The following is a 24700-nucleotide window of genomic DNA, read 5'->3' as shown; positions in this document are numbered from 1 at the left end:
GGCGTCACTCCTCGCGGGTGCCCAGCAGGCCCTTCGGCCGCAGGATCAGCATCAACACCAGGAGCAGATAAGGGAGGATCGGCGCCATCTGCGCCACCGTGATCTTCAACAGCGGATAGGCCCAGTGCTCGAAGTCGACCGGGTTGCCCATGTTCTGCATCACCGACGCCACCGACACGTCGATGACGACAGCAAAGGTCTGGATCAGGCCGATCAGCAGCGAGGCCAGGAAAGCGCCGGCCAGCGAGCCCATGCCGCCGACCACCACCACCACGAAGATGATGGCGCCCACGGATGCGGCCATGTTGGGCTCGGTCACGAAGGCGTTGCCGCCGATCACGCCCGCCAGACCGGCCAGTGCACAGCCGCCACCGAACACACCCATCATCACGCGGGGCACGTTGTGGCCCAGGGCCTGGGCCATGTCCGGGTGAGTCAGCGCGGCCTGGATGATGAGACCGACCCGCGTGCGCGTCAGCAGCAACCACAGCGAGCCGAGCATGAACAGCGCCACGAGGGCCATGAAGCCCCGGTACAGCGGGAACTGCGTGCAGCTGTTGCCCGTGGCCGGGCCGCACACCGACGGGTCGCCCGCGCCGGCCAGCCAGCGCAGCCCCTCACCCTGCACATTGGCCAGCGTGAACAGTGGCCCGCTGAGTGATTCAGGCACGCGGTAGTCGACGTTGGCCGGCCCCCAGATCAGGCGGACCACCTCGAGCACCACATACGACAGCCCGAAGGTGATGAGCAGCTCGGGCACGTGGCCGTACTGGTGCACCTTGCGCAGGCTGAAGCGTTCGAAGAACGCACCCATGGCGCCTACCAGAAGGGGCGCCAGGATCAAGGCCGGAAAGAAGCCCACCAGTCCGGTGAGCGTGTAGGCCAGGTAGGCCCCGATCATGTAAAAGCTGGCGTGCGCGAAATTGAGCACACCCATCATGCTGAAGATCAGCGTCAGCCCGGAGCTGAGCATGAACAGCAGCAGCCCGTAGCTGATGCCGTTCAGGAAGAAGACGAAGAAGGTTTCCATGGTGGCGCGTGCGCGTTGAAAGACCCGGGCCGGTACGGCGTGGCGCAACCGGCCTGAGCGGCCCGCTTGTGGCGGACCGCACTGGCACATCGGGAAAGCAGGCCGCCGGGGGCGACGGCCTTTGGGTGGCTCACGCCGGCCGACCCGGCCGGGCGAGCCTCAGCGCATCAGGGGCGCTTCATCTGGCACGACGTCGGTGTGCTGGACACGAACGCGTCGAACGACTTCACGGGCGAGAAGGTCATGCCGGTGCTCTCGACGTTGTAGGTGTTCTTCGCATCGAGCTTCTGCCAGCGGGCGATGTACAGCGGCTGCTGCAGCTGGTGGTCGGACTTGCGCATCTCGACATCGCCGTTGAAGCTCTTGAACTTCATGCCCTCCATCGCGGCCGCCACCTTCACCGGGTCAGTGGACTTGGCCTGCGCCATGCCGAGCGACAGCAGGTGCAGCGCGTGGTACGTGGCGCCCGAGTAGTAATCGTCGTTGAAGCGCTTCTTGAAGTCCGCGATCAGGTTGCCGTAGAGGCCGCCCATGTTGTAGTGACCGTAGCCCACCTGGTAGACGCGGCCATCGGCGGCCGTACCCAGCGCGGTCGGTGTGCCGCCGAAGTTGGCGTAGTAGGTGTAGAACTTGGCGGTCAGGCCGGCATCGTTGGCTGCCTTCACCAGCAGGGCCAGGTCGGAGCCCCAGTTGCCGGTGATCACGGTGTCGGCACCCGACGCCTTGATCTTGGCGACATACGGCGTGAAGTCGCGCACCTGGGCCAGCGGGTGCATGTCGTCGCCCACGATCTGGATGTCAGGGCGCTTACGCTGCAGCGTGGCCTTGGCGAACTTCGACACCTGCTGCCCGTGCGCGTAGTTCTGGTTGATCAGGTAGACCTTCTTGACATCGGCCTGCTCCTTGATGAAGGTGGTCATGGCCTCCATCTTCATCGAGGTGTCGGCGTCCAGACGGAAGTGCCAGAAGCTGCACTTGCTGTTGGTCAGGTCGGGGTCGACCGCCGCGTAGTTCAGGAACACGATCTCCTTGCCGGGATTGCGTTCGTTGTGCTTGTTGATGCCATCGACCAGGGCCGTGGCAGCGCCCGAGCCCAGGCCTTGAACCACGTAGCGCACACCCTGGTCGGCCGCCGACTTCAGGGCGTTGAGCGTTTCAGCAGGGCTCAGCTTGTTGTCGATGCTGATGATCTCGAACTTCACGCCGGCGGGGTTGCTGGCGCTGATCTTTTCTGCCACGAACTGAAAGCTCTTGAGCTGGTTCTGGCCCACGCTGGCCATCAGGCCGGAGAGCGGGTCGATCCAGGCAACCTTGACCGTCTCTCCCTTCTGGGCCAGCGCGGCACCCGCAGCCAGGGATGCGGTCACGAGCACGGTCAGGGCACGAACTTTGAACGTCATTGCAGGCTCCTCTTCAAGCGTGATGGATTGGGCTTCCGTCACAATTTAAGTCCCTCATTTACGGGGTGCCTCAGGGAAGTCCCGCAAGCTCAGCGTTTTGCCTGATGTCCGATGCCACCGGGTGTCTCGCGCCACCCACGGGACATCGGGGACATACCCGTACAAATGAAAAAAGGCGCCAAATGGCGCCTTGTGTCACGAGCCGGTCATCGACCTGTTCATGCGGTCGGAAGCTTGTGCTCCTTGAAGCGGTCGCGCAGCTGCAGCTTCGAGATCTTGCCCGTGGCGGTGTGCGGAATCTCCTCGACGAACACGATGTCATCGGGCGTCTGCCAGTTTGGAATCTTGCCCTTGAAGAAGGCGATGAGCTCCTCCTTGGCCACTTCGGCGCCCGGCTTCTTCACCACCACCATCAGCGGGCGCTCGTCCCACTTGGGGTGCGCGCAGGCAATGGCCGCGGCCTCGTGCACGGCCGGGTGGGCCATCAGCACGTTCTCCAGGTCGATGGAGCTGATCCACTCGCCGCCGGACTTGATCACGTCCTTCGAGCGGTCGGTGATCTGCATGTAGCCGTCCGGGTCGATGGTGGCCACGTCGCCGGTGGGGAACCAGCCCTCATGCAGCGGCGACTTGTCGATGTTGAAATAGCCGCTCACCACCCAGTGGCCGCGCACCTCCAGGTCGCCGGCCGCCTTGCCGTCCCAGGGCAGTTCCTTGCCTTCGGCGTCCACGATCCGCATGTCGATGCCGTAGATGCCCTTGCCCTGCTTGGCGAGGATCTTTTCCTTGTCCTCCTTGGGCAGGTCGGCGTGCTTGGCCTTGAGCCGGCTGAGCGTGCCCAGCGGCGACAGCTCGGTCATGCCCCAGGCATGGATCACCTCGACGCCAAAGTCGTCCTGCAGCGTCTTGATCATGGCGGGCGGGCAGGCCGAGCCACCGATCACCGTGCGCTTGAAGGTGCTGAACGTCAGGTTGTGCTGCTTGACATGGTTGATCAGGCCCAGCCAGATCGTCGGCACACCGGCCGAGAAGGTCACGCGCTCCTTCTCGAACAGGTCGTACAGCGAGCCGCCATCCAGGTGGTGCCCAGGGAAGACGAGGCGACAGCCAATCAGCGCGGCCGAGTACGGCAGACCCCACGCGTTGACGTGGAACATCGGCACCACCGGCAGCACCGTGTCGGCGCTCGAGACACCCATGGCATCGGGCAGTGCGGCCGCGTAGGCATGCAGCACGGTGGAGCGGTGCGAATAGACCGCGCCCTTCGGGTTGCCCGTGGTGCCCGAGGTGTAGCAGATGCTGGCCGCGGTGTTCTCATCGAACGTCGGCCACGTGTAGCGGCCGTCCTCGGCGGCCAGCAGGTCCTCGTAGCACAGCAGGCTGGGCAGTGCCGACTCGCGCGGCATGTTGCTGCGGTCGCACATCAGCACGACGTGCTTCAACGAAGGCAGCGACGGCGCGAGCTTCTCGACCAGCGGGAAGATGTTCAGGTCGACGAAGATGACCTTGTCCTGCGCGTCGTTGGCGATCCACGCGACCTGCTGCGGGAACAGCCGCGGGTTGATCGTGTGGCACACACGCTGCGAGCCCGAGACGCCGTAATAGATCTCGAGATGCCGGTAGCCGTTCCAGGCCAGGGTGCCGACGCGGTCACCCGGCTCGACGCCGAGACGGTCCAGCGCCTGGGCCAGCTTGCGCGAGCGCAGGTCGACCTCGGCCCACGTCGTGCGATGGATGTCGCCCTCGACGCGCTTGGAGACGATCTCGATGTCCCCGTTGTGCTTCGCCGCATGCGCGAGCAGCGACGAGATCATCAGGGGCATGTGCATCATTTGGCCCATCAGGCTCATGGAATTGACCTCCGGCAGTACAGAAAACGCGCCCCGGGATTCGGAGCGCGGTGCGGTTTTTGATCTGAAAACGGTTGCCCTCAGATTTGGGCAATCATAGGAAAGTTTGTACCGGGAGTGTCGTCCGCGAGCCTCAGGGAGTACCCGCGGACGTGGCGCGGGCGCGGCATCACGCTTCGACTCAGGCCGGCACCTGCAGCGCGCGCAGCGCGACCACGAACGCTTCCGGCAAAGGCACGGGACGGCGGGTGACCCGGTCCACATACACGTGCACGAAATGGCCACACGCCGCGGCGCCCGACTGCCCTTCTTCGAACAGGCCGATTTCATAGCGCACGCTGCTCTTGCCGATGTGCGCGACGCGGATGCCCGCCTCCACGTTCTTCGGAAACGCGAGCGGCGCAAAGTAATTGCAGTGGGTTTCAATGACGAGCCCGATCACCTCGCCCGCGTGAATGTCGAGGACGCCCGCCTCGATCAGGTAGCGGTTCACCGCCGTGTCGAAGTAGCTGTAGTAGGTGACGTTGTTGACGTGGCCGTACACGTCGTTGTCCATCCAGCGGGTGGTGATGGCCTGGAAGTGTGCATACGCACTGCGCGGCTGGGCTTGCGGTCGTTCCATGCGGCCATTATTCACACCCGGACACGCGCCTGCCATGCGTGAAACGCCTCGGCCACGCTGCAGCGTTGAACGGCCACCATGGCCGCCAGGTCATGGCCATAGCCGCCGGCCATGCACATGACCACGGGCAGCGCGCGGGCCGCAGCCCAGTCGAACACGGTGCGATCCCGCGACTGCAGGCCAGCCGCCGTGAGCTTGAGTCGCCCCAGGCGATCGCCCTCGTGCGGGTCGGCGCCCGCCAGGTAGAACAGCAGGTCGAAAGGCGCGGCATGGTGCGCCTCGCCCAGCCGGGCCAGCGCCGCGTCCAATGCGCTGCCGTACAGGGCGTCATCGCACCCGTCCGGCAACGGCACGTCGAGGCTGCCCGACACCTTGCGGAACGGAAAGTTGCGGTCACCGTGCAGCGAGAGCGTGAACACGGCGGGGTCGTCGGCAAAGATGGCCGCCGTGCCATTGCCCTGGTGCACATCCAGGTCGATCACCGCACAACGCACGCCGGGCCGGCGTTGCTGCTCCCGCCGGATGGCCACGGCCACATCGTTGAACACGCAGAAGCCGCTGCCCTGGGCCGCGCTGGCGTGGTGGGTGCCCCCGGCCAGGTTGACGCCCACGCCTTCCGCCCAGGCGGCATCGGCGGCAGCCAACGTGGCCCCCACCGACCGACGCGAACGCTCCACCAACGCCGGCGACCAGGGAAAGCCGATTTCGCGCATGGCCGCAGGTGCCAGCGTGCCCGTCGCCACGGCCTGCACGTAAGCCGGGTCATGCGCCAGGGTGAGCACCGCATCCCCTGCGGCATCCGCCTCACGCAGGCGCACACCGGGCAGCGTGTCGGCCACGGCCTCGCGCAACAGCCCATACTTCTGCATCGGAAAGCGGTGCCCGACAGGCAGATCGGGCTCGAAACGGTCACTGTGGAAGGCCAGCATGCCGTCAGCTTAGCGGCTGGCGCCCCGGTGCGGCGCCACCTGCGGGCCCGACCCGTGATTGACCACGACACACAGCGGGGGCTACATTACTGACCGACGAGTCAGTTGCACAACGACGTGTCTTCGCCCAAATCCTCCCGCCCTCGCGCTGCCACCTCACTGTCCGAGTCCTGCTGCCCGCTCCAGGCAGCAGTGGCCAGCCTCGCGCCGCGTCTGAGGCAGCGCCGCAAGGCCGCTCGACCGCAGGAGTTGCTGGAAGCCGCCCTCACGCTCTTCGTCGACAAGGGGCTCGCGGCCACCCGCACCGACGACGTCGCACGGCTGGCCGGGGTCTCCAAGGGCACGCTCTACCTGTACTACGCCAGCAAGGACGAGCTCTTCAAGGCGGTCGTCCACACCTATCTGGTCCAGGTGATTGCCGAGGGCACCGACCTGACGGAGCAGTTCGACGGCAACTCCGCCGCGCTGCTGAGACTGCTGGTTCACACCTGGTGGGCCCGTGTCGGATCGGCCAAGGCCTCCGGCCTCGTGCCCATCATCATGGCCGAGTCGGCGCACTTCCCTGAACTCGCCCAGTTCTATGTCGACCACGTGATCGAGCCCACACACCGCTTGCTGGGTCGCGCCGTGCAGCGCGGCATCGACCGCGGCGAGTTCCGCCCGGTGGACACCCGCATGGCGGTGCTGGCCCTGATCGCGCCCGTTCACTTCCTCGTCATGCACCAGCACAGCTTGGCGCCGTGCGCCGGCAGCCTCACCGACATGGCGCCCGAGACCTACCTCGACATGCAGCTCGATCTGCTGCTCAACGGCCTGACGGCACCGCCTCGGCCATGAGCCCGCCCCCCGCTGGCGTGGCATCGACGAGACACCACCGGGCCCCTCTGCCCTGACCTGCATCGAACCGGGACACGCACGTCCCACCGCCCCCGCCCCCCTGAATCAGCGGCTCTTCTTAGAATCACGGTTTTGCCCCCATTCATTTCCATACCGTCTCTCGTAGGATGCCCAGCATGAACGTCGAACAAGCCCGCTTCAACATGATCGAGCAACAGATCCGCCCGTGGGACGTCCTGGACACGTCGGTGCTGGGCCTGTTGTCGATGGTTCGCCGTGAAGACTTTGTACCGGCCGCCCACCGCAGCCAGGCGTTCATGGACGTCGAGCTGCCGCTGGGCCAGGGTCGCAACCTGCTGGCGCCCCGTGTCGAAGCCCGCCTTGTTCAGGATCTGAACCTGAGCAAGCGCGACACCGTGCTGCAGATCGGCGCGGCCACCGGCTACATCACCGCCCTGCTCGCCCACAAGTCGCAGCGCGTCATCGCGCTCGAAGCCGAAGCCGCCCTGGTGTCGGCCGCACGCGCCAACCTGCGCCAGGCTGGCGTGAGCAACGCCGAAGTCGTGCAGGGTGACGGCACCCAGGGCCTCGCAGCCCAGGCGCCCTTCGACGCCATCTTGCTGTGCGGCTCGGTGCCCGAAGTGCCGCAGGGCCTGCTGGACCAGTTGAAGGTCGGCGGCCGACTGCTGGCTGTGGTCGGCAACGAGCCGGTCATGCAGGCCACGCTGTTCACTCGCGGCGAAGGCAACCAGTTCAGCCGCCAGGCGCTGTTCGACACCGTCGTTCAGCGTCTGCCCGGCTTCACCGAGCCGAGCCGCTTCCACTTCTGACACCCAACGGACCGCCGCGTCCAGCCGAGGAACACCCGAGATGTACCACCACGCCCGCTTCCTGCACCGTGCGCGTCGGATCGCGCCTGCCTCCAGGCCAGGCCTGCGGCGCACGGTGTCGGCCGCCCTGATCGGACTGGCGGTTTCAGCCGGGGCGCAGGCGGACAATCTGGTCGACCTGCTGCAGTCGGCGCGGGGTTATGACGCGGCCTATCTGGCGGCCAAGGCCCAAGCCGACTCGGTGCAGTTCCGTGTCGAGCAGGCCTACGCGCTGCGGCGTCCGACCGTGGGTGTGCAGGCCGCGCTCACGCGGTCGCACCTCGATTCCTCGGTGCCGCCGAACCAGCTCACGGCGGCGCTCGGTCAGCGCAGCAACAATGCGAACTACACCAGCCGCCGCGTGGGCTTGCAGGCGCGCCAGCCGCTCTACAACGCCCAGGACAACGCCCAGATCGGGCAGGCAGAACGCTCGCTGGAGGTCGCCATGGCGGACCTCCAGACTGCAGAGAACGACCTGATCGCGCGGCTCACGCAGGGTTATTTCGACGTGCTGGCCGCCCAGGACGTGCTGACCACCACACAGGCCAACAAGAAGGCGCTGGCCGAGCAACTCGCGGCTGCGAAGCGCAGCTTCGAGGTGGGCAACGCCACCATCACCGACACACGCGAGGCACAGGCCCGCTACGACCTGGCGACGGCCCAGGAAATCGCGGCCACCAACGACCTGCAGGTCAAGCGCATCGCACTGGACCAGCTCGTGGGCCGCAACCAGGTGCAGCCGGATCCCCTGGGTGCCCCGGGCAACCTCGACCGACTCCATCCCGGCGACGTCGACGAGTGGGTGGACAAGAGCCGCGGCGCGCCGCTGGTGCGCAAGGCGGAACTGGGGCTGGATGTGGCCCGGCTGGAGATCGACCGCGCACGGGCCGGTCACCTGCCCACGGTGGCCGCAACGGCCTCCGTCGCGCAGACCGAGGTGGACGCCAGCTCGGCGTTCGTCCGGACCAACCAGGGCGCAGGGACCGCGGCCACGGTGGGCCTCGAAGTGAACATGCCCCTGTTTGCCGGCTTTGCCGTCGAGAACCGTGTGAAGGAGGCCCTGTCGCTGCAGGAGAAGTCTGAGCGGGACGTCGACAACGCTCGCCGGAGTGTGGCGCTCTCCACCCGTCAGGCCTTCACCGGCGTGATGTCCGGCCTGGCTCAGGTGAAGGCCTACGAGGCCGCCGAGGCCTCGGCCAAGCTCGCCCTGGAGGCCACGCAACTGGGCTACCGCGTCGGCGTGCGCATCAACAAGGATGTGCTGGATGCCCAGACCGCCCTGGCAAGTACCCAGAAGGACCTCTATAAGGCACGCTATGACGTCATTGTTGGCAGCATCCGCCTGCGTCAGGCTGCCGGCACGCTGAGCGCCGAGGATGTGGCGCAACTCGAGCGGCTGCTGACCGCCGCACCCGCGTCGCGGTGAGCGCTCCAGGCACCTGCTGAACCGAATGCAAGAAACGAAGGGCCCGCCAGGGCCCTTTTCTTTTTCTGGAGCGCTCTGACGATCCCACCTGATCAAGGGGGTTCCCGTAACCACATGCAACCTGCGTGTCAGAAACACCTCTCGGGTTTGCCCTGACGTGCCACGCAGCGGGTCGACTCACTTCCCTCGTGTCTGTCGCCCTTTGTCCCCACCCACACCGAGTGAGGTCGTGACGGACCGCACACAAAAACTCACGGCGCGCCTCGGTAACGGCCATTACCCTACGTTCGCCTCTGCAGTTTGCAGGGGCCGGCGTGAGGCCCAAGCGGCCGCCTGACGTTGCTTTGAACCCGCAAGTGCCGCAACACAAATGGGGATACTCATGAAACTCGCATTGAAGAGCATCATTGCCACCGCCTCCTTCATCGCCATGGGCGTGGCTTCGGCAGCGCCGGCCAACGTCAGCGTCGGTGGGAGCATCGATGGCTTCACCCTGGTTGGCGGCACTGGCACGCTGACGTTCGACCGCTCGCTGGTCACGGCCATCAACACCGGCCAGATCAAGCTGTCTGAGGCCGCTCCTGCCACCGCCGTGCTGAAGACGACCGCCACCGGCCGCTATCAGAACACCGAAGGCAACCGCCCGACCTTCACCGCCCCGATCACCGGTCTGGCCGTGAGCGGCGGCAACGTGACGGACGCCTACACCGCTGGCGGCGCCAACATGACCGTGGAAGGCGTGATCGACGGCGAGGACAACCTGGCTTCCAGCGGCGGCTCGCTGTCGGTGACCAACATCCACGCTGACCTGGCGACCAAGCGCGTCTACGTGGACATCGTGGGTGGCAACGGCGTCGGCTCGCTGACCAACTTCTACCTGTGGGACTTCGCCACCATCACCGGCGACACCACGGTGCGTGCTGGCACCCTGACGAACACGCTGAGCGGCCTGACCATCGCCGGCGGCATCGGCGGCACGGCCTTCAACACGTTCGCTCAGTCGCTGGGCCTGCTGGCTCCCGGCATCAGCGCACTGGAAGGCATCACCAACTACGGTTCGATCGTGTCGACCATCGAAGTGACGGCCGTGCCGGAACCTTCGTCGGTCGCCCTGATGCTGACCGGTCTGGGCGTGGCTGGCTTCATGGCTCGCCGCCGCAAGGCCGCCTGAGCTTGACCGGGTTGCAGTGCATCTCGCGCTGCAATCAGGCCAAAACAAAAGAGGCCCCGCAAGGGGCCTCTTTTTTGTCTGGTGCCGGCTGTCGGATTCGAACTGACGACCTACCGCTTACAAGGCGGTTGCTCTACCAACTGAGCTAAGCCGGCGACATCTTTATTCTACACAGCGGATCACTTCACCCGACGCAGTGTGGGTCGGGCACCACCACCCGGGGGCTCGGGTGGCGGGTCCTCGCTGCCCTTGTCGACCACGGCCACAGGCTCGACCGGTCGACTCTTGGCCGGCTTCGGAGTCCGGGCCAGGCGCAAGGCGGGCGGCCGCTCCGTGGCCTCTTCCTTGGTGGCCGGGGCGCGATCCACCCCCTCGTGCACGCCATCCACCACCGTCCCGGTCGAGGGCGGGGCGTCTTGCCCTTCACCACCCAGCGACGTCGGCACCGGAAACGCCATGCCCTGCCCGTTCTCGCGGGCGTAGATGGCAATCACGTGGTCCACTGGCACGGCGATGTCGCGTGCCACGCCGCCGAAGCGCGCCTTGAACTCGATGAACTCGTTGCCCAACTGCAGCTGGCTGGTGGCCTCGAAGCTGACGTTCAGCACGATCTCGTTGTTCTTGACGTACTCCTGCGGGACCTGAACGGACCGGTCCACGTACACCGCGAGATAGGGCGTGAACCCGTTGTCGGTGCACCAGTCGTGCAACGCACGGATCAGATAGGGCCGCGTGGACGAACCCTGTGCTTCTTGTTCAGTGGACATGCTCGTTCTGATCCTGGGCGGTCACGGGGTGATCACTTGCGCATGACCTTTTCGGAAGGCGTCAGCGCCTCGATGTAGGCCGGGCGCGAGAAGATGCGCTCAGCATACTTCAACAGCGGCAGCGCGTTCTTCGACAGCTCGATCCCGTAATAGTCAAGGCGCCACAGCAGCGGGGCGATGGCCACGTCGAGCATCGAAAAGTCGTCGCCCAGCATGTACTTGTTCTTCAGGAAGATGGGAGCGAGCTGGGTCAGGCGATCGCGGATCTGCGAGCGGGCCTTCTCGAGCTGCTTGTCATTGGCCTTGACGCCACCACGGCCTTCGAGCAGGTTGACGTGAGCGAACAGCTCCTTCTCGAAATTCAGCAGGAACAGACGCACGCGGGCACGGGCCACCGGGTCACCGGGCATCAGCTGCGGGTGCGGGAAGCGCTCGTCGATGTACTCGTTGATGATGTGCGACTCGTACAGGATGAGGTCGCGCTCCACCAGGATGGGCACCTCGTTGTACGGGTTCATCAGGGCGATGTCTTCGGGCTTGGCGAAGATGTCGACGTCACGGATCTCGAAATCCATGCCTTTTTCAAACAGGACGAAACGGCAACGGTGCGAGTAGGGGCAGGTCGTTCCGGAATACAGCACCATCATGGCGGCGGCTCCTAAGGTCAAAAGAGGCAGGTGGCGCGTTGCGCCACAAAACAACGAAGCGCAGTGACCCTTTTCAAGGCCACTGCGCCGGTGACGGGCTCACCCAGGGGCGAGACCGCGTCGCGCGTTTACTTCACGTCTTTCCAGTACGCGGCATTCAGGCGCCAGGCAATGAAGGTGAAGATCGCCAGGAAGATCAGCACGCCCACGCCGATGCGGGTGCGCTGAGTCTGCATGGGTTCGGCCATCCACTGCAGGTAGGCCACCAGGTCGGCCATGGCGCTGTCGAACTCCTGCGGCGACAGCTTGCCCTGCGTGACCTGCTCGAAGCCGTCGAAACGGTGCACGGTCTTGCCCGCAGCATGCGGATCCGGCTCGGTCACGAACTTGGCTTCACGCACGCCCTGCAGTTCCCACAGCACGTGCGGCATGCCGACGTTCGGGAAGGTCAGGTTGTTCCAGCCGGTCGGACGGGTGTCGTCGCGGTAGAAAGTGCGCAGGTAGGTGTACAGGTAGTCTGCACCGGTGCCGGAATGGCTGGCACGCGAACGGGCCACCAGGGTCAGGTCCGGCGGCACGGCGCCGAACCATTCCTTGGCATCGCGCGGGTTCAGGGACACCTTCATCACGTCACCCACCTTGTCGGTCGGGAACAGAAGGTTGTCCTTGATCTGCTGTTCGGTCAGGCCGATGTCCTTCAGGCGGTTGAAGCGCATGAAGGCCGCTGCGTGACAGTTCAGGCAGTAGTTGACGAAGATCTTGGCGCCGTTCTGCAGGGCGGCCAGGTCGGTCACGCGCTCCTTGGGGAACTTGTCGAGGACCAGGTCACCGCCCGAGGCCTGCGCACCCGTCACCAGGGCGAAGGCGGCCAGCAAAGAGGCAAGCAGTTTTTTCATGGTTGTTCTTTCCTGCGTCGGTCAGTGGGGCGTGAAGGTGACGCGCTCGGGCACCGTCTTGAAGGTACCCAGCTGGCTCCACCACGGCATCAGCACGAAGAAACCGAAGTAGAGCAGCGTGCCGACCTGCGACACCAGTTCACCCGTGGGCGACGGCGGCTGCACGCCCAGGTAGCCCAGGATCACGAAGTTGACGACGAAGACCGCGTAGACGATCTTGTGCCAGCCCGGACGGTAGCGGATGGACTTCACCGGGCTCTTGTCGAACCAGGGCAGACCGGCCAGGATCACCACGGCGCCGCCCATCACGGCCACGCCCCAGAACTTGGCTTCGAAGGTCTTGAGCAGACCGATCACCACGGCTGCGATCACCAGACCGGCGACCTTGGCCTTGCCGTCGCCCTTGCCCTTGACCAGGTTCAGCACGGCGCCCAGCGCGATGATGATGGCCAGCACGTTGACCATCAGGTCAGTCGTGGCACGCAGCATCGAGTAGAACGGCGTGAAGTACCAGACCGGCGCAATGTGCGGCGGGGTCTTGAACGGGTCGGCCGGGATGAAGTTGTTGTACTCGAGGAAGTAACCACCGAACTCCGGCATGAAGAAGATCACGGCCGTGAACACGATGAGGAAACCGCCCACGCCCAGCAGGTCGTGCACCGAGTAGTACGGGTGGAAGGGAATGCCATCCAGCGGCTTGCCGTTGGCGTCCTTCTTGGCCTTGATCTCGACGCCGTCCGGGTTGTTCGAGCCCACTTCGTGCAGCGCGATGATGTGCGCGACCACCAGGCCCAGCAGGACCAGCGGCACAGCGATCACGTGCAGCGAGAAGAAGCGGTTCAGCGTGGCATCGCCCACGACGTAGTCGCCGCGGATCAGGATGGCCAGGTCAGGACCGACGAACGGGATGGCGGCAAACAGGTTGATGATCACCTGGGCGCCCCAGTACGACATCTGGCCCCAGGGCAGCAGGTAGCCCATGAAGGCTTCGGCCATCAGCGCCAGGAAGATCAGGCAGCCGAAGATCCAGACCAGTTCACGCGGGGTGCGGTACGAACCGTAGATCAGGCCACGGTACATGTGCAGGTACACCACCACGAAGAACGCCGAGGCGCCGGTCGAGTGCATGTAGCGGATCAGCCAGCCCCAGGGCACATCGCGCATGATGTACTCGACCGAGGCGAAGGCCAGTTCGGCATCCGGCTTGTAGTTCATGACCAGGAAGATGCCGGTCACGATCTGGATCACCAGCACCAGCAGCGCCAGCGAGCCGAAGAAATACCAGAAGTTGAAGTTCTTCGGCGCGTAGTACTCGCCGACGTGCTCGTTCCAGAGCTTGGTGGCCGGGAACCGGTTGTCCACCCAGGTGAGGAGCTTTTCACCGGCGCCAGCGCCGGCGGGGGCTTGTTTCATTTCAGCCATCGTGGGGTCTCCGATCAGGCCTTCTTGTCTTCACCGATCAGCAGCTTGCTGTCGGACAGGTACATGTGGGGCGGGATCTCCAGGTTGTCCGGAGCGGGCTTGTTCTTGAAGACGCGGCCGGCCAGGTCGAAAGTCGAGCCGTGGCAGGGGCACAGGAAGCCACCCGGCCAGTCGTCCGGCAGCGACGCCTGCGGACCGGACTGGAACTTGGTGGAGGGCGAGCACCCGAGGTGGGTGCAGATGCCGACCGCCACCAGCAGTTCGGGCTTGATCGAGCGATGGGTGTTGCGGCAGTACTCGGGGGTGAGTTCGGCCGGCTTGCGTTCGGAATTCGGATCAGCCAGCTGCGGATCGATCTTCTTGAGTGCGGCAAGCTGCTCGGGCGTGCGCTTCATGATCCACACGGGCTTGCCGCGCCACTCGACCGTCATCATCTCACCCGGCTTGAGGGCGCTGATATCAGCCTCGACGGCCGCGCCGGCAGCACGCGCACGTTCGGAAGGTTGGAAGGTCGAAACGAAGGGGATGGCTGTGGCCACGCCGCCCACGCCACCGGCGGCGCAGGCCATGGTCACCCAGGTCCGACGGCTTTGGTCCACTGGCTGATTGCTCATGGTTTTCCTTGAGGACGATGACATTGAATGGGGTCAACCGCGCATTCTAACGGACGCGCACTGCCTTCCTGGCGCATCGCTGCCCGCCGTGCTGAGACTCTGGTCTGGATCAATGTGCGTCATTTGCACCACAGGGCCGCCCGCGGCGCCGCGTCCGCGATCCGGAAAGAGCCGTTTGGACGACTGTATGCCGCCGTGAGACTGGTGACAATTTGCAAAATAGACACAAGGCTGCGGCATCGCGGCCGATAAGCTCGTACCGAGTGCCGTCGATGCCACCGGCATCCCTGGCTGGTCAGCCCATGTAAGAGGAAGCGCCCCCGTGACCGACCCGCGAAACGACGCGATCGTCCAGGCCGCCGCCAGCCGAGTGCAGGCGGCGGTGTCGGACGCGCTCGATCGCCTGGCGCTGCAGACCGGCCCGTTGGCGATGGCCGCCACCAGCAACCTGCAGCGCCAGTTGCTGATGAACGTCGACGGCGTGCTGCGGCGCCAGACACCTCGACTCAACCAGGCGTTTACCCGGGCCCTGATTGCCCGCCTTCAGAAGACGTTTGGCGGTCGCGATGATGGCCATGGCGCCCCGATCCGCCTGACACGCGACGCGGACTGGACTGCTCTGACCCTCGTTGACAACGCCGAGGTGGAGCGCGGCGTTCACGCGGAGCGGCTGGGTCAGTCGCTCGCCAGCGAGTGCCAGGAGGTGCTGGCGGAACTTGATAACCACCTTGCGACGCTGCTGGCGGCCAACCAGTTGGAGCGGCATGCGCTGCGCCCCGCGCGGCTGGCAGACGCCCTGCTGGAGGCCGTCGCAGAAGTCGAGGGCGATGCCGAGGTGGCGCAGTTGCTGGGCCTCCACCTGGGCCGGGTTCTGGGGCCCCTGCTCGGCCCCTGTTATCAGCAGATCATTGCGCACCTGCGGTCACATGGCATCCGCCCGCAGGCGATGACGGTGCAACGCAGCCGTGCCAGCACGGGGCCCGGCTCGCTGAGTGGCGGGGGGCTGGCCAGCGGGCAGACGCCTCTGAGCACCCGCCCGTCCAGTCTCGGCGGCCCTCTGACCGACGAGGGCGGGCGCCATGACGAAAGCCCGGCCTGGCGCGGTGCGGCCAGCCTGCCCTCCGAGGCGCACCTGCGGGCAGCCCATGCACTGAGCCACATGTTCGGCGTCACGATGCCGGCCCCGGCCGAGGAATCGCTGCCGCCGATGCGCCTGCGCGCCCAGGCCGCGGGCGGGGGCGCTCATCCCGGCCAGCTGGCACCGGCCTCTTCCGACTTTCAGGCGTTGTTGCAACGCATCAACCGTCAGGCGGCGGGGCCGTCGTGGTCCGATGCCCTGGCACCGCACGAGCCGGATGGCGGCGACGCCGGTACCGCGCCCGGCTTTGCCGGCCGGCTCATGGCCGCCAACCTCATCCGCGCCCACCGCGATGAACTGATCCGCACCAGCGGCGGGGCCGCGCTGGACCAGATGGTCATCGACATCGTGGCCGCGCTGTTCGATCAGGTGCTGTCCGACCCGAAGGTGGCGCCCGAAATGGCGCGCCAGATTGCCCGGCTGCAAATGCCCGTGCTTCGCGTCGCGCTGGCCGACATGGGCTTCTTCCATTCGCGCAAGCACCCGGTGCGGCGCTTCGTGAACCGCATTGCCACGCTGTCGGTCGCCTATGACACGCTGGAGGCCGGCCCCGGCAAATCCTGTCTGGAGCAGGTCACGGCGCTGGTCAACGACATCGTGGACGGCGACTTCGACAACATGGCGCTTTACGAAGCGAAGCTGTCGGAGCTGGAGCGGCACATCGAGTCGAGCAACGCCCGCGAATCTGCCGAGAATGCGGCTGTTCAGGCGCTGCTGAGCGGCAAGGAGGCCGACCTGCGCGTGCAGCAACGCTACATGCACTTGCTGCGGCGGGAACTGGCCGACGTGTCGATGCCGGACTTCGTGCGCGACTTCCTGACGCAGATCTGGAGCCAGGTGCAGGTGATGGCTTCGGCCCGCGACGGCACGCAGTCGGCATTTGCCGCCCGGATGCGCAAGGCGGGCCACGACCTGGCGCTGAGTGTGCAGCCCAAGGGCTCACCTGCCCTGCGCAAGGCCTTCCTGATGACGCTGCCCCAGCTGATGAAGGACCTCAACGAGGGCCTGGCGCTGATCCAGTGGCCGGAGGAAGCGAAGCAGGCATTTTTCTCGCAACTGCTGCCGGCGCACGCGGAATGCCTGAAGCAGGCGCCGCACCACGATCTGACGCAACGCCTGCTGGAGCAGCAACTCAACAAGGTCGAGCGCATCGACATCCCCAGCCGGGAAGACGCGGCAAACGACCCGCTGCCCGCCGCCATCGAAGACCTGCAGTCGCCACCCGTGCTGACGGTGGTCTCCGCGCTGACGCCGGAGGAGGTGCAGGAAGCGGGCTTCGTGCCGGAGACGTCGGTGTCGATGGAGCCGCTCGACATCGACCTGGACGAGCCCGCCGGCGAGGTGGACCCTTCGCTGATGGAGGTGGACATCAACCTCGACGCCCCGCCGCCGCCGGTGGCCGGCCTGCAGCTGGTGCACCATGTGCAGAAGGGGACTGCCTACCAGATGCTGATGCAGGGCGAGTGGAAGAAGGTGCGCCTGACCTGGGTGAGCGACGGCCGCACGTTCTTCATCTTCACGCAGGGGCATCTGCACAAGAAGACCATTTCGCTGACGGCGCGCACACTGGCCAAGATGTGCGACACCGGCCGCTTCAAGGCCTTCGAGCAGTCAGAATTGCTCGAACGCGCCACGATGCGGGCCCGCCGTCAGCTGGCGGCGCTCGGCACCGGCGGACGCTCGGCAGCCTGAGGGCTCAGCGCGCGGCCCTTCGGCCGGCCACCATGCGGCGCGCCATGGCGGCGGCCTGAGCAAAACTGCTGGCATCGGCCTGCCCCGTTCCGGCAATGTCGAAGGCGGTGCCATGGTCCGGGCTGGTCCGCACGAAAGGCAGCCCCAGTGTCACGTTCACGCCCTGATCGAGCCCCATGTACTTGACCGGAATCAGGCCCTGGTCGTGGTACATCGCGACCACCACGTCGAACTCACCCGGATGGGCCGGGGGATCGTGGCGGGCACGCATGAAGACGGTGTCGGGTGCGACCGGCCCATGCGCGTCGATGCCCTCGGCCCGGGCTGCCTCGATGGCCGGACCGATGATGGTGAGTTCTTCGTCGCCGAACAGGCCGCCCTCGCCCGCGTGCGGGTTCAACCCGGCCACAGCGATGCGGGGCGACGCCACACCCCAGGTGGCCGCGGCCCGGTGGGTGATGCGCAGGGTCTCGAGCACCGCAGGCAGCGTCACCTGTTCGATGGCGCGGCGCAGGGCCACATGAATGGTGACCAGCACGGTCTTGAGCTGGTCATTGGCCAGCATCATGCGGACGGGCGCCGGCGGCTCTCCCGGCGCCGCACCCTCCGCCTGCAGAAGCTCGGTGTGGCCCGGGTAAGGCTCGCCGGCCAACGCGAGCGCTTCCTTGTGCAGCGGCGCGGTCACGATCGCGTCGACTTCCCCGCTTCGCGCCAGGCGAACGGCCTCACGGATGCACGCGGCCGCCGCCCGCCCTGCCCGCTCGTCAACCTGCCCGACGGGCGCAGCCACCAGGTCGGCCGGCATGCCGGGCGGCGCCCAGACGCCCATCGTGCCGGCCGGCAAGGCCCACGCCTCGTGCGGCGAGGACAAGGCCTGTACCGCCACGCGGCCCGGCGCCACCCAGCCGATCGCCCGCGTCATCACGGCCGGATCCCCGATCACGACCGCCGAGGGCCGAACCTGGTCGACCCACCAGCGCGCGATGATCTCCGGTCCGATCCCACAGGCGTCCCCCATCGTGATGGCCAGATGCACGGGTGTCCCGGCGTCGGGAGAAGCGGAGTGCGGGGAGGTGGTCATGGCGCAGTTTGAGCAAAGGTGGATGACACACGATATTGTCAGCGGGGAAACCCCAGGGCTGGCCCTGCGATTGCTACACTGCCAGCCTATGAATTGGTTGGACGACATCCGTTGGGATGACAAGGGCCTGGTGCCCGTGATTGCGCAGGAAGCTCAGACCGGCGACGTGCTGATGTTTGCCTGGATGAACCGGGACGCACTTGCCAAGACAGCCGAACTCGGTGAAGCGGTGTATTTCAGCCGCTCACGAAGCAAGCTCTGGCACAAGGGCGAGGAATCGGGGCACATCCAGAAGGTGCACGCGATCCGCCTCGACTGCGACAACGATGTGGTGCTGCTGCAGGTGACGCAGCTGGGACACGAGCCCGGCATCGCCTGCCATACCGGCCGGCACAGCTGCTTTTTCCAGAAGTACGAGAACGGCCAGTGGGTGAGCACCGAACCGGTGCTGAAAGACCCGGGCCAGATTTACAAGTGAGCGCCACCATGAGCGACACCCCCGACCACCTCGACGTACTGGCCCGCGTGGCCGACGTGATCGCCTCCCGAAAGGGGGGTGACCCGGAAAAAAGTTATGTGGCCCGCTTGTTTCACAAGGGCACCGACACCATTTTGAAGAAGGTGGGTGAGGAAGCCACCGAAACCGTCCTGGCCGCGAAGGATCTGGCCGCCGCACCGGAATCGGCCGCGGCACGCCAGGCGTTGGTGGGTGAGCTGGCCGACCTGTGGTTTCACTCGATGGTGGCGATGGCCCACCTCGGACTCGGCCCGCAGGATGTGGTGGCCGAGCTGGCGCGGCGCGAAGGGCTTTCCGGCCTGGAAGAGTTCGCGCGGCGGTCGGCTCCCGCCAACAAACCTGTGGTGTGAGTGATGCTGAGGTGCTGTCGTCATACAGTTGACAGCCTGCAGGTCTACCATTCGCGCATGTACGGTGCCCCGGTTCAGCCGCGGAGCGTCATTTTTCCTGTAGTCGTTGCGGCCTGACGCCGCTTTGGAGAGAGAACATGGGTTCATTCAGCATCTGGCACTGGTTGATCGTGCTGGTGATCGTGGTGATGGTGTTTGGCACCAAGAAACTCAAGAATGTCGGCAGCGACCTCGGCTCCGCCGTGAAGGGCTTCAAGGACGGCATGAAGGACGGCGGCAGCCCCGAGCAGCCTCCGCAGCAGGTGACCGGCGCCCACCGCACCGACGCCAACACGGTCGACGTTGACGCCAAGACCAAGTCGTGATCTTCACACCCCGCGGTGGCCGCCTGCTGAAGGCGGCCGGGGTTCCGCGCCATGATTGATTTCGGCATCGACAAGATCGCGTTGATCGGGGCTGTGGCGCTGATCGTGCTCGGCCCGGAGCGTCTGCCCCGTGTCGCACGCACGGTCGGCGTGCTGCTCGGCAAGGCGCAGCGCTACGTCCAGCAGGTCCAGAGCGAAGTCAACCGCTCCATCGAGGTCGAGGAACTGCGCAAGATGCAGACCGACATCAGCGACGCGGCGCGCGATCTGGGCAGCCAGGTTCAGCAAGGTCTCAACGAGGCCACCCAGGCCCTGTCGGGGCAGGACGTCAACGAAGCATCGTCAGCAGGTGGCAGCTTCTACAACGACCTGACGCACACGCCCTACTACGGCAACCCGGTGCCCGTGCGCAAGAACTGGCGCCTCAAGCGCGGCGCCACGCCCCTCTGGTACAAGCAGCGTCACGGCGTCCGCCGTCACGTGCAGTCTGGCGCGGCCCGCGTGGCGCGCTTCCGTCCCGCTTCGGGCGCCTCTCGCCATCCGTGATTCACCGTGAGTGACCCCTCCCAACGCCCGGAAGAGCCCACGGGCGCCGAGCAGCCGTTTGTCTCCCACCTGATCGAACTGCGCGACCGGCTCATCCGGTGCGTGATCGCGGTGGGCATTGCCTTTGCCGTGCTGGCCATCTACCCCTCGCCCTCGGGTCTGTACGATCTGCTGGCGGCGCCGCTCGTGTCGCACCTGCCCAAGGGCGCCACGCTGATCGCCACCAACCCGATCTCGCCCTTCATGGTGCCGATCAAGGTGACGATGCTGGCAGCCCTGATGCTGGCCCTGCCGGTCGTGCTGTTCCAGATCTGGGCTTTTGTGGCGCCCGGTCTCTACACACACGAGAAGCGCCTGGTGTACCCGTTGATCATCACCAGCACGGTGCTGTTCTTCATCGGCGTGGCGTTCTGCTACTTCTTCGTGTTCGGGCAGGTCTTCAAGTTCATCCAGAGTTTTGCCCCCAAGAGCATCACCGCGGCGCCGGACATCGAGGCCTACCTGAGCTTCGTGCTCAACATGTTCCTGGCATTCGGCGCAGCGTTCGAGGTGCCGGTGGTGCTGATCATCCTCGCCCGCATGGGCATGGTCACGATCGAGAAGCTGCGCGCTTTCCGCAGCTACTTCATCGTCATCGCCTTCGTGATTGCCGCGGTGGTGACGCCGCCCGATGTGGTGTCGCAGCTGGCGCTCGCCATCCCGATGTGCCTGCTGTATGAACTCGGCATCTGGGGCGCGATCCTGTTCGTCAAGCACACGCAGGCACCCGACGCCGACGCCGCCGGCGCCTCTTCGTCAGAACCCCCTTCCGCGTGACGCCCCTTTCGGCGTGGTGATGAAAAAGGGCCCCGAGGGGCCCTTTGTTCAATCTTCGTCGTCTTCCTGCGGGCGCAGCGGCTGCTTCGGTCTGCGCGCGGGCACCACGGTGAGCTTGGCCACCTGCCCTTCACGCAACACCTCCACCGGTGCGGCCTGACCCGGCTTGAGCGCCGCCACGGCATTGAGCAGCTGGGCGGTGTTGGCCACTCCGGTCTTGCCCACCTTCAGCACGACGTCGCCGGGACGCAGGCCGCCCTGCGCGGCGGGGCCGTTCTGCAGCACCCCGGTGATCAGCACACCGTCACGCACCGGCAGGTTGAAGGTCTCGGCGATCTCGGGCGTCAGGTCGCGCGGTTCGACGCCGATCCAGCCACGTGTGACCTGACCTTCCTGAATCAGGCTGTCGAGCACCTGGCGGGCCGTGGAGACCGGGATCGCGAACCCGATGCCCATATTGCCTCCCGAGCGCGAGTAGATGGCGGTGTTGATGCCGATCAGGTTGCCCCCCCCGTCGACCAGCGCTCCGCCCGAGTTACCCGGGTTGATGGCAGCATCCGTCTGGATGAAGTTCTCGAAGGTGTTGATGCCCAGCTGGTTGCGGCCGAGTGCACTGACGATGCCCGAGGTGACGGTCTGCCCGACGCCAAAGGGGTTGCCGATGGCCAACACCGCATCGCCCACCTGCAGCTCATCCGAGTTGCCGAAGGCGATGAACGGCAGTCGGTCGAGATTGACCTTGAGCACGGCCAGGTCGGTATCCGGATCGGTACCGATGACCTTGGCGCGGGCCTTGCGCCCATCGACCAGCATGACCTCGATGTCTTCCATGCGGTCGATCACGTGGTTGTTCGTGAGCACGTAGCCTTCCGGCGACACGATGACGCCCGAGCCCACGCCCGACTGCGGCTGGCTTTCCTGATCGCCGAAGAAGTAACGGAACCACGGATCCCGGCTGTGCGGGTGGCGCGCGCCCGAGTTGCTGGTGATGACGCTCACCACGGTGGGCGCCGCGCGACGTGCCGCATCGGCAAAGCCACCCGGCGGTGCCTTACCGGTCGACCGGGCCGTGGGTGCCGACAGCACCGTGGGCGAAGGCAGGCCCTGGCGCCAGGTCAGAGACTGGATCCACTGGGGCTTGAACGTGGACAGCACGAACAGCACTGCCACGGCGACCGTCACGGTCTGGGAGAAAATCAGCCAGGTTCTACGCATTCAACATCACCGTCCAGAAAGGGACTGCCGTGATCGACAGAGACTCGATGGTCAGCTACACCCAGATGCTGCTGGACGCAGGCCGTTTCAAGGATTATGGGCCGAACGGGCTGCAAGTCGAGGGGCGATCGTCCATCCGCAAACTGGTCACTGGTGTGACGGCCAGCCTCGCGCTGATCGAAGCGGCCGTTGCAGAAGGTGCCGACGCCCTCCTCGTGCACCACGGGCTGTTCTGGCGGGGCCAGGACGGCCGCGTGACAGGCTGGATGCGGCAGCGCCTGGGCCAGCTGCTCGCGCACGACATCAACCTCATCGCCTACCACCTGCCGCTGGACGCCCACCCCGAGCTGGGCAACAACGCCCAGTGGGGGCAAAAGCTGGGCCTGGCGTCCGACGCCCGGTTCGGCGATCAGGATCTGGGCTTCCTGGGCGCGGCGCCCGAAGGTCTGACGCTGGACGGACTGGCCAACCGGGTCAGGACTGCGCTGGACCGGGAGCCGGTCGTGCTGCCTGGCGACGGGCGCCCGCTGCGCCGGGTGGCATGGTGCAGCGGGGGCGCGCAAGGTTACTTCGAGCATGCCATTGGCGCCGGCGCCGATGTGTTCCTGACGGGCGAGGTGTCTGAGCCGCAGGCGCACTACGCGCGAGAGACCGGGGTGGCCTTTCTCTCGTGCGGCCACCACGCCAGCGAGCGATACGGCGTGCAGGCGCTCGGCACCCACCTGAGTGAACGTTTCGACCTCACCCATGTGTTCATCGACGTGCCCAATCCGGCCTGAGCGCCTTCGGGCATCGGCTAAGCTCGCCAGATGGCGTATTTCCACCCCCTCCCCGGCCGGGTCCTGACGCTGGCGGCGATGCTTCTGGCGCTGGCCCCGTGCGGCCACGCCGCTTCACCCGCCCCGACTGCCGACACGCTGATCTATGAGACGCGCGAAGGCGACACGCTCATCGCGCTCGGCGAGCGCCTGCTGGCCAGACCGCAGGATTGGCGCCGGGTGGCCGAGCTCAACCGGATCGAGGCCCCGCGCCGCATTCCGGTCGGCACACGCCTGCGTTTCCCCGTCAGCTTGCTGAAGCACGTGCCGCGCGACGGCACCGTCCTGGCGGCTGTGGGCGACGCGAGCCTGCAGGCTCCGGACGGCGCACCGCGCAGCATCCGCCCGGGCGATGCCTTGCCACCGGGCAGCGTGGTGCGCACAGCGAGCAATGGTTATGTCACGGTGAAGCTGGCCGACGGCTCGGTGTTGCGCATCCAGGCCGACACCGAGGCGCGGCTCGACACCTCGCGTCAGTACCAGCAGGCTGGTTTCTTCGCCTCGGTGTGGGAGGTCGTTCGCGGCCGTGTCGAGGCGCTGGTGACCCACATGACAGGGGGCGAACCGCGCTTCCAGGTCAGGACACCGCAGGCCGTGCTGGGCGTGCGCGGCACGGAGTTCCGCGTGGACGCCGATGCGACCCGCGGCCAGACACGTGGCGAGACCCTCACCGGGGCCGTTGCCGTACAGGGTGGTCGGGGCGAAACCCTGGTGCGCGCCGGGTTCGGCACCGTGACGCAGGCGGGCATGGCGCCGGCCGCAGCGCGCCCTCTGCCGCTGGCGCCGGACATGGCAGGCCTGCCCGCGCTTCAGGAACGCATCCTTGTGCGCTTCCAGTTGCCCTCGGTGCCCCAGGCGGTGGCCTACCGGGGGCAGGTGGCCGAAGACGAGCAGTTCCAGATCGTCCGGGGCGAGGTGACGAGCAGCACCCCTCAACTGCGTTTCGCCGATCTGCCTGACGGCGACTACGTGCTGCGCGCGCGCGCCATCGACGCGCAAGGCCTGGAAAGCCCTGACGCCATCCATCGCTTCAGGTTGAAGGCTCGCCCCGAGGCGCCGATCGCGGCCACGCCGGCGCCTGGTTCGAAGTGGCGGACGGCCTCGGTGCCGCTGGCATGGGCCGCCCACCCGAAAGCCTGGCGCTATCGCGTGCAGGTGGCCAACGCAGCCGACTTCCAGTCGCCGCTGCTCGACCGCGATGACCTGACCGAGACCTCGCTGGATGTGCCCCTGCCGCCGGGTGACTATCACTGGCGCGTCGCGACCACGGCGGCGGGCTCCGATCGCGGGCCCTGGAGTGATCCGCAACGGTTCTCGGTGCGGCCCCAGCCCGCCGCCTTGCCGCCCCCCCAGGTCACCGACGACACCCTGGCCTTTCAAATGCAGGGCGAACCGGGACAGGTGTTCGAGTTGCAACTCGGGCGCGACACGGACTTCCAGTCGCTGGCAGCCACGCAGCGCAGTGGCGATGCCCGCATCGTGCTGCCCAAACCCCAGGAAGGTGGGCTGCTTCACGTGCGCTATCGCGCCATCGACCCGGACGGCTTCATCGGACCGTGGACGGCCCCCCAGCAGCTGGTCCTGCCCGCCTGTGTGCGCAGCGGAACGGGCGAGTGCCTTGGCGCCAGCGGTCGTTTCGCCGTGTCGCCGCCCTGACCGGCCTGAACTGCCTTGCCGCCCAG

At 66.4% G+C, this 24700-nt stretch carries 24 protein-coding genes and 1 tRNA gene; 12 read left to right on the top strand and 13 right to left on the bottom strand.

The window, feature by feature from the left end:
* Nucleotides 1–4 precede the first annotated feature (4 nt).
* The 5 genes from DEH84_RS05410 to DEH84_RS05390 all read right to left on the bottom strand — a co-directional run bounded on the left by DEH84_RS05410 (nt 5) and on the right by DEH84_RS05390 (nt 5831).
* The gene (locus DEH84_RS05410) at nt 5–1030 is read right to left on the bottom strand and encodes a branched-chain amino acid ABC transporter permease (protein ID WP_109035462.1); all 1026 of its coding nucleotides are present in this window, start codon (nt 1028–1030) and stop codon (nt 5–7) included.
* 167 nt (nt 1031–1197) lie between these two features.
* The gene (locus tag DEH84_RS05405; RefSeq protein ID WP_109035460.1) at nt 1198–2430 is read right to left on the bottom strand and encodes a branched-chain amino acid ABC transporter substrate-binding protein; all 1233 of its coding nucleotides are present in this window, start codon (nt 2428–2430) and stop codon (nt 1198–1200) included.
* 218 nt (nt 2431–2648) lie between these two features.
* The gene (locus tag DEH84_RS05400; protein ID WP_109035458.1) at nt 2649–4280 is read right to left on the bottom strand and encodes a 3-(methylthio)propionyl-CoA ligase; all 1632 of its coding nucleotides are present in this window, start codon (nt 4278–4280) and stop codon (nt 2649–2651) included.
* Nucleotides 4281–4461: 181 nt separating this feature from the next.
* Nucleotides 4462–4902: an acyl-CoA thioesterase gene (locus tag DEH84_RS05395; protein ID WP_109035456.1), complete on the bottom strand. Its 441-nt coding sequence runs from the start codon at nt 4900–4902 to the stop codon at nt 4462–4464.
* An 11-nt stretch (nt 4903–4913) separates the two neighbouring features.
* A complete protein-coding gene (locus tag DEH84_RS05390; RefSeq protein WP_109035454.1) occupies nt 4914–5831 on the bottom strand; it encodes a histone deacetylase family protein in 918 nt (305 codons plus the stop codon).
* 117 nt (nt 5832–5948) lie between these two features.
* Here DEH84_RS05390 and DEH84_RS05385 point away from each other — a divergent pair, with 117 nt between their 5' ends.
* From DEH84_RS05385 to DEH84_RS19305, 4 genes are all read left to right on the top strand, one after another.
* Complete coding sequence (locus DEH84_RS05385) at nt 5949–6668, top strand: TetR/AcrR family transcriptional regulator (RefSeq protein ID WP_245932692.1); 720 nt, start codon at nt 5949–5951, stop codon at nt 6666–6668.
* A gap of 176 nt (nt 6669–6844) precedes the next feature.
* Nucleotides 6845–7498, top strand: coding sequence for a protein-L-isoaspartate O-methyltransferase family protein (locus tag DEH84_RS05380; protein WP_109035451.1), 654 nt, complete (start codon nt 6845–6847; stop codon nt 7496–7498).
* 40 nt (nt 7499–7538) lie between these two features.
* Nucleotides 7539–8963 carry a TolC family outer membrane protein gene (locus DEH84_RS05375; protein WP_109035449.1) on the top strand — a complete coding sequence of 475 codons (1425 nt, stop codon included), beginning with the start codon at nt 7539–7541 and terminating at the stop codon, nt 8961–8963.
* Nucleotides 8964–9345: 382 nt separating this feature from the next.
* Complete coding sequence (locus DEH84_RS19305) at nt 9346–10134, top strand: PEP-CTERM sorting domain-containing protein (protein ID WP_218929762.1); 789 nt, start codon at nt 9346–9348, stop codon at nt 10132–10134.
* A 79-nt stretch (nt 10135–10213) separates the two neighbouring features.
* Here the strand turns inward: DEH84_RS19305 and DEH84_RS05365 are convergent.
* The 6 genes from DEH84_RS05365 to petA all read right to left on the bottom strand — a co-directional run bounded on the left by DEH84_RS05365 (nt 10214) and on the right by petA (nt 14480).
* Nucleotides 10214–10289: transfer RNA gene (locus DEH84_RS05365), tRNA-Thr, on the bottom strand.
* A gap of 24 nt (nt 10290–10313) precedes the next feature.
* On the bottom strand, nt 10314–10901 hold the full coding sequence (locus tag DEH84_RS05360; protein WP_109035448.1) for a ClpXP protease specificity-enhancing factor: 588 nt from the start codon (nt 10899–10901) through the stop codon (nt 10314–10316).
* Between the two features lie 32 nt (nt 10902–10933).
* Nucleotides 10934–11548 (bottom strand): glutathione S-transferase N-terminal domain-containing protein, encoded by a 615-nt coding sequence (locus DEH84_RS05355; protein ID WP_109035446.1) that lies wholly within the window; start codon nt 11546–11548, stop codon nt 10934–10936.
* 128 nt (nt 11549–11676) lie between these two features.
* Nucleotides 11677–12444, bottom strand: coding sequence for a cytochrome c1 (locus tag DEH84_RS05350; protein WP_109035444.1), 768 nt, complete (start codon nt 12442–12444; stop codon nt 11677–11679).
* A 21-nt stretch (nt 12445–12465) separates the two neighbouring features.
* The gene (locus DEH84_RS05345; protein WP_109035442.1) at nt 12466–13866 is read right to left on the bottom strand and encodes a cytochrome b; all 1401 of its coding nucleotides are present in this window, start codon (nt 13864–13866) and stop codon (nt 12466–12468) included.
* A gap of 14 nt (nt 13867–13880) precedes the next feature.
* The gene (petA, locus tag DEH84_RS05340) at nt 13881–14480 is read right to left on the bottom strand and encodes a ubiquinol-cytochrome c reductase iron-sulfur subunit (RefSeq protein ID WP_109035440.1); all 600 of its coding nucleotides are present in this window, start codon (nt 14478–14480) and stop codon (nt 13881–13883) included.
* Nucleotides 14481–14802: 322 nt separating this feature from the next.
* Between petA and DEH84_RS05335 the strand changes: the two genes are divergently transcribed.
* On the top strand, nt 14803–17310 hold the full coding sequence (locus tag DEH84_RS05335) for a DUF1631 family protein (RefSeq protein WP_159098872.1): 2508 nt from the start codon (nt 14803–14805) through the stop codon (nt 17308–17310).
* A gap of 4 nt (nt 17311–17314) precedes the next feature.
* Here DEH84_RS05335 and pdxA read toward each other — a convergent pair whose 3' ends face one another.
* Entirely contained in the window at nt 17315–18391 is a 1077-nt protein-coding gene (pdxA, locus tag DEH84_RS05330) for a 4-hydroxythreonine-4-phosphate dehydrogenase PdxA (protein WP_245932691.1), read from the bottom strand.
* An 88-nt stretch (nt 18392–18479) separates the two neighbouring features.
* On the opposite strand from pdxA, the gene hisI reads away from it, so the two are divergent.
* The 5 genes from hisI (at nt 18480) to tatC (ending at nt 20985) form a co-directional block, all read left to right on the top strand.
* Nucleotides 18480–18869: a phosphoribosyl-AMP cyclohydrolase gene (gene hisI, locus DEH84_RS05325; RefSeq protein ID WP_109035436.1), complete on the top strand. Its 390-nt coding sequence runs from the start codon at nt 18480–18482 to the stop codon at nt 18867–18869.
* Between the two features lie 8 nt (nt 18870–18877).
* Nucleotides 18878–19258 (top strand): phosphoribosyl-ATP diphosphatase, encoded by a 381-nt coding sequence (locus DEH84_RS05320; RefSeq protein WP_109035434.1) that lies wholly within the window; start codon nt 18878–18880, stop codon nt 19256–19258.
* Nucleotides 19259–19395: 137 nt separating this feature from the next.
* Nucleotides 19396–19623 (top strand): Sec-independent protein translocase subunit TatA, encoded by a 228-nt coding sequence (tatA, locus tag DEH84_RS05315; RefSeq protein ID WP_109035432.1) that lies wholly within the window; start codon nt 19396–19398, stop codon nt 19621–19623.
* Between the two features lie 51 nt (nt 19624–19674).
* Entirely contained in the window at nt 19675–20169 is a 495-nt protein-coding gene (locus tag DEH84_RS05310; protein ID WP_109035430.1) for a Sec-independent protein translocase subunit TatA/TatB, read from the top strand.
* Nucleotides 20170–20175: 6 nt separating this feature from the next.
* On the top strand, nt 20176–20985 hold the full coding sequence (gene tatC, locus DEH84_RS05305; RefSeq protein WP_109035428.1) for a twin-arginine translocase subunit TatC: 810 nt from the start codon (nt 20176–20178) through the stop codon (nt 20983–20985).
* Between the two features lie 48 nt (nt 20986–21033).
* On the opposite strand, the gene DEH84_RS05300 is transcribed toward tatC, so the two are convergent.
* Nucleotides 21034–22200 (bottom strand): S1C family serine protease, encoded by a 1167-nt coding sequence (locus DEH84_RS05300; RefSeq protein ID WP_109035426.1) that lies wholly within the window; start codon nt 22198–22200, stop codon nt 21034–21036.
* A 29-nt stretch (nt 22201–22229) separates the two neighbouring features.
* On the opposite strand from DEH84_RS05300, the gene DEH84_RS05295 reads away from it, so the two are divergent.
* Both DEH84_RS05295 and DEH84_RS05290 read left to right on the top strand, forming a co-directional pair.
* Nucleotides 22230–22979: a Nif3-like dinuclear metal center hexameric protein gene (locus tag DEH84_RS05295; RefSeq protein WP_425428991.1), complete on the top strand. Its 750-nt coding sequence runs from the start codon at nt 22230–22232 to the stop codon at nt 22977–22979.
* Nucleotides 22980–23009: 30 nt separating this feature from the next.
* The gene (locus DEH84_RS05290; RefSeq protein WP_109035423.1) at nt 23010–24674 is read left to right on the top strand and encodes a FecR family protein; all 1665 of its coding nucleotides are present in this window, start codon (nt 23010–23012) and stop codon (nt 24672–24674) included.
* Nucleotides 24675–24700 lie beyond the last annotated feature (26 nt).

This window comes from Aquabacterium olei, from assembly GCF_003100395.1.
In the GTDB taxonomy this organism is placed as follows: Bacteria; Pseudomonadota; Gammaproteobacteria; order Burkholderiales; family Burkholderiaceae_C; genus Aquabacterium; species Aquabacterium olei.
The sequence above is the reverse complement of the archived record's forward strand: the minus strand, read 5'-3'. Positions and strand labels throughout refer to the sequence as shown.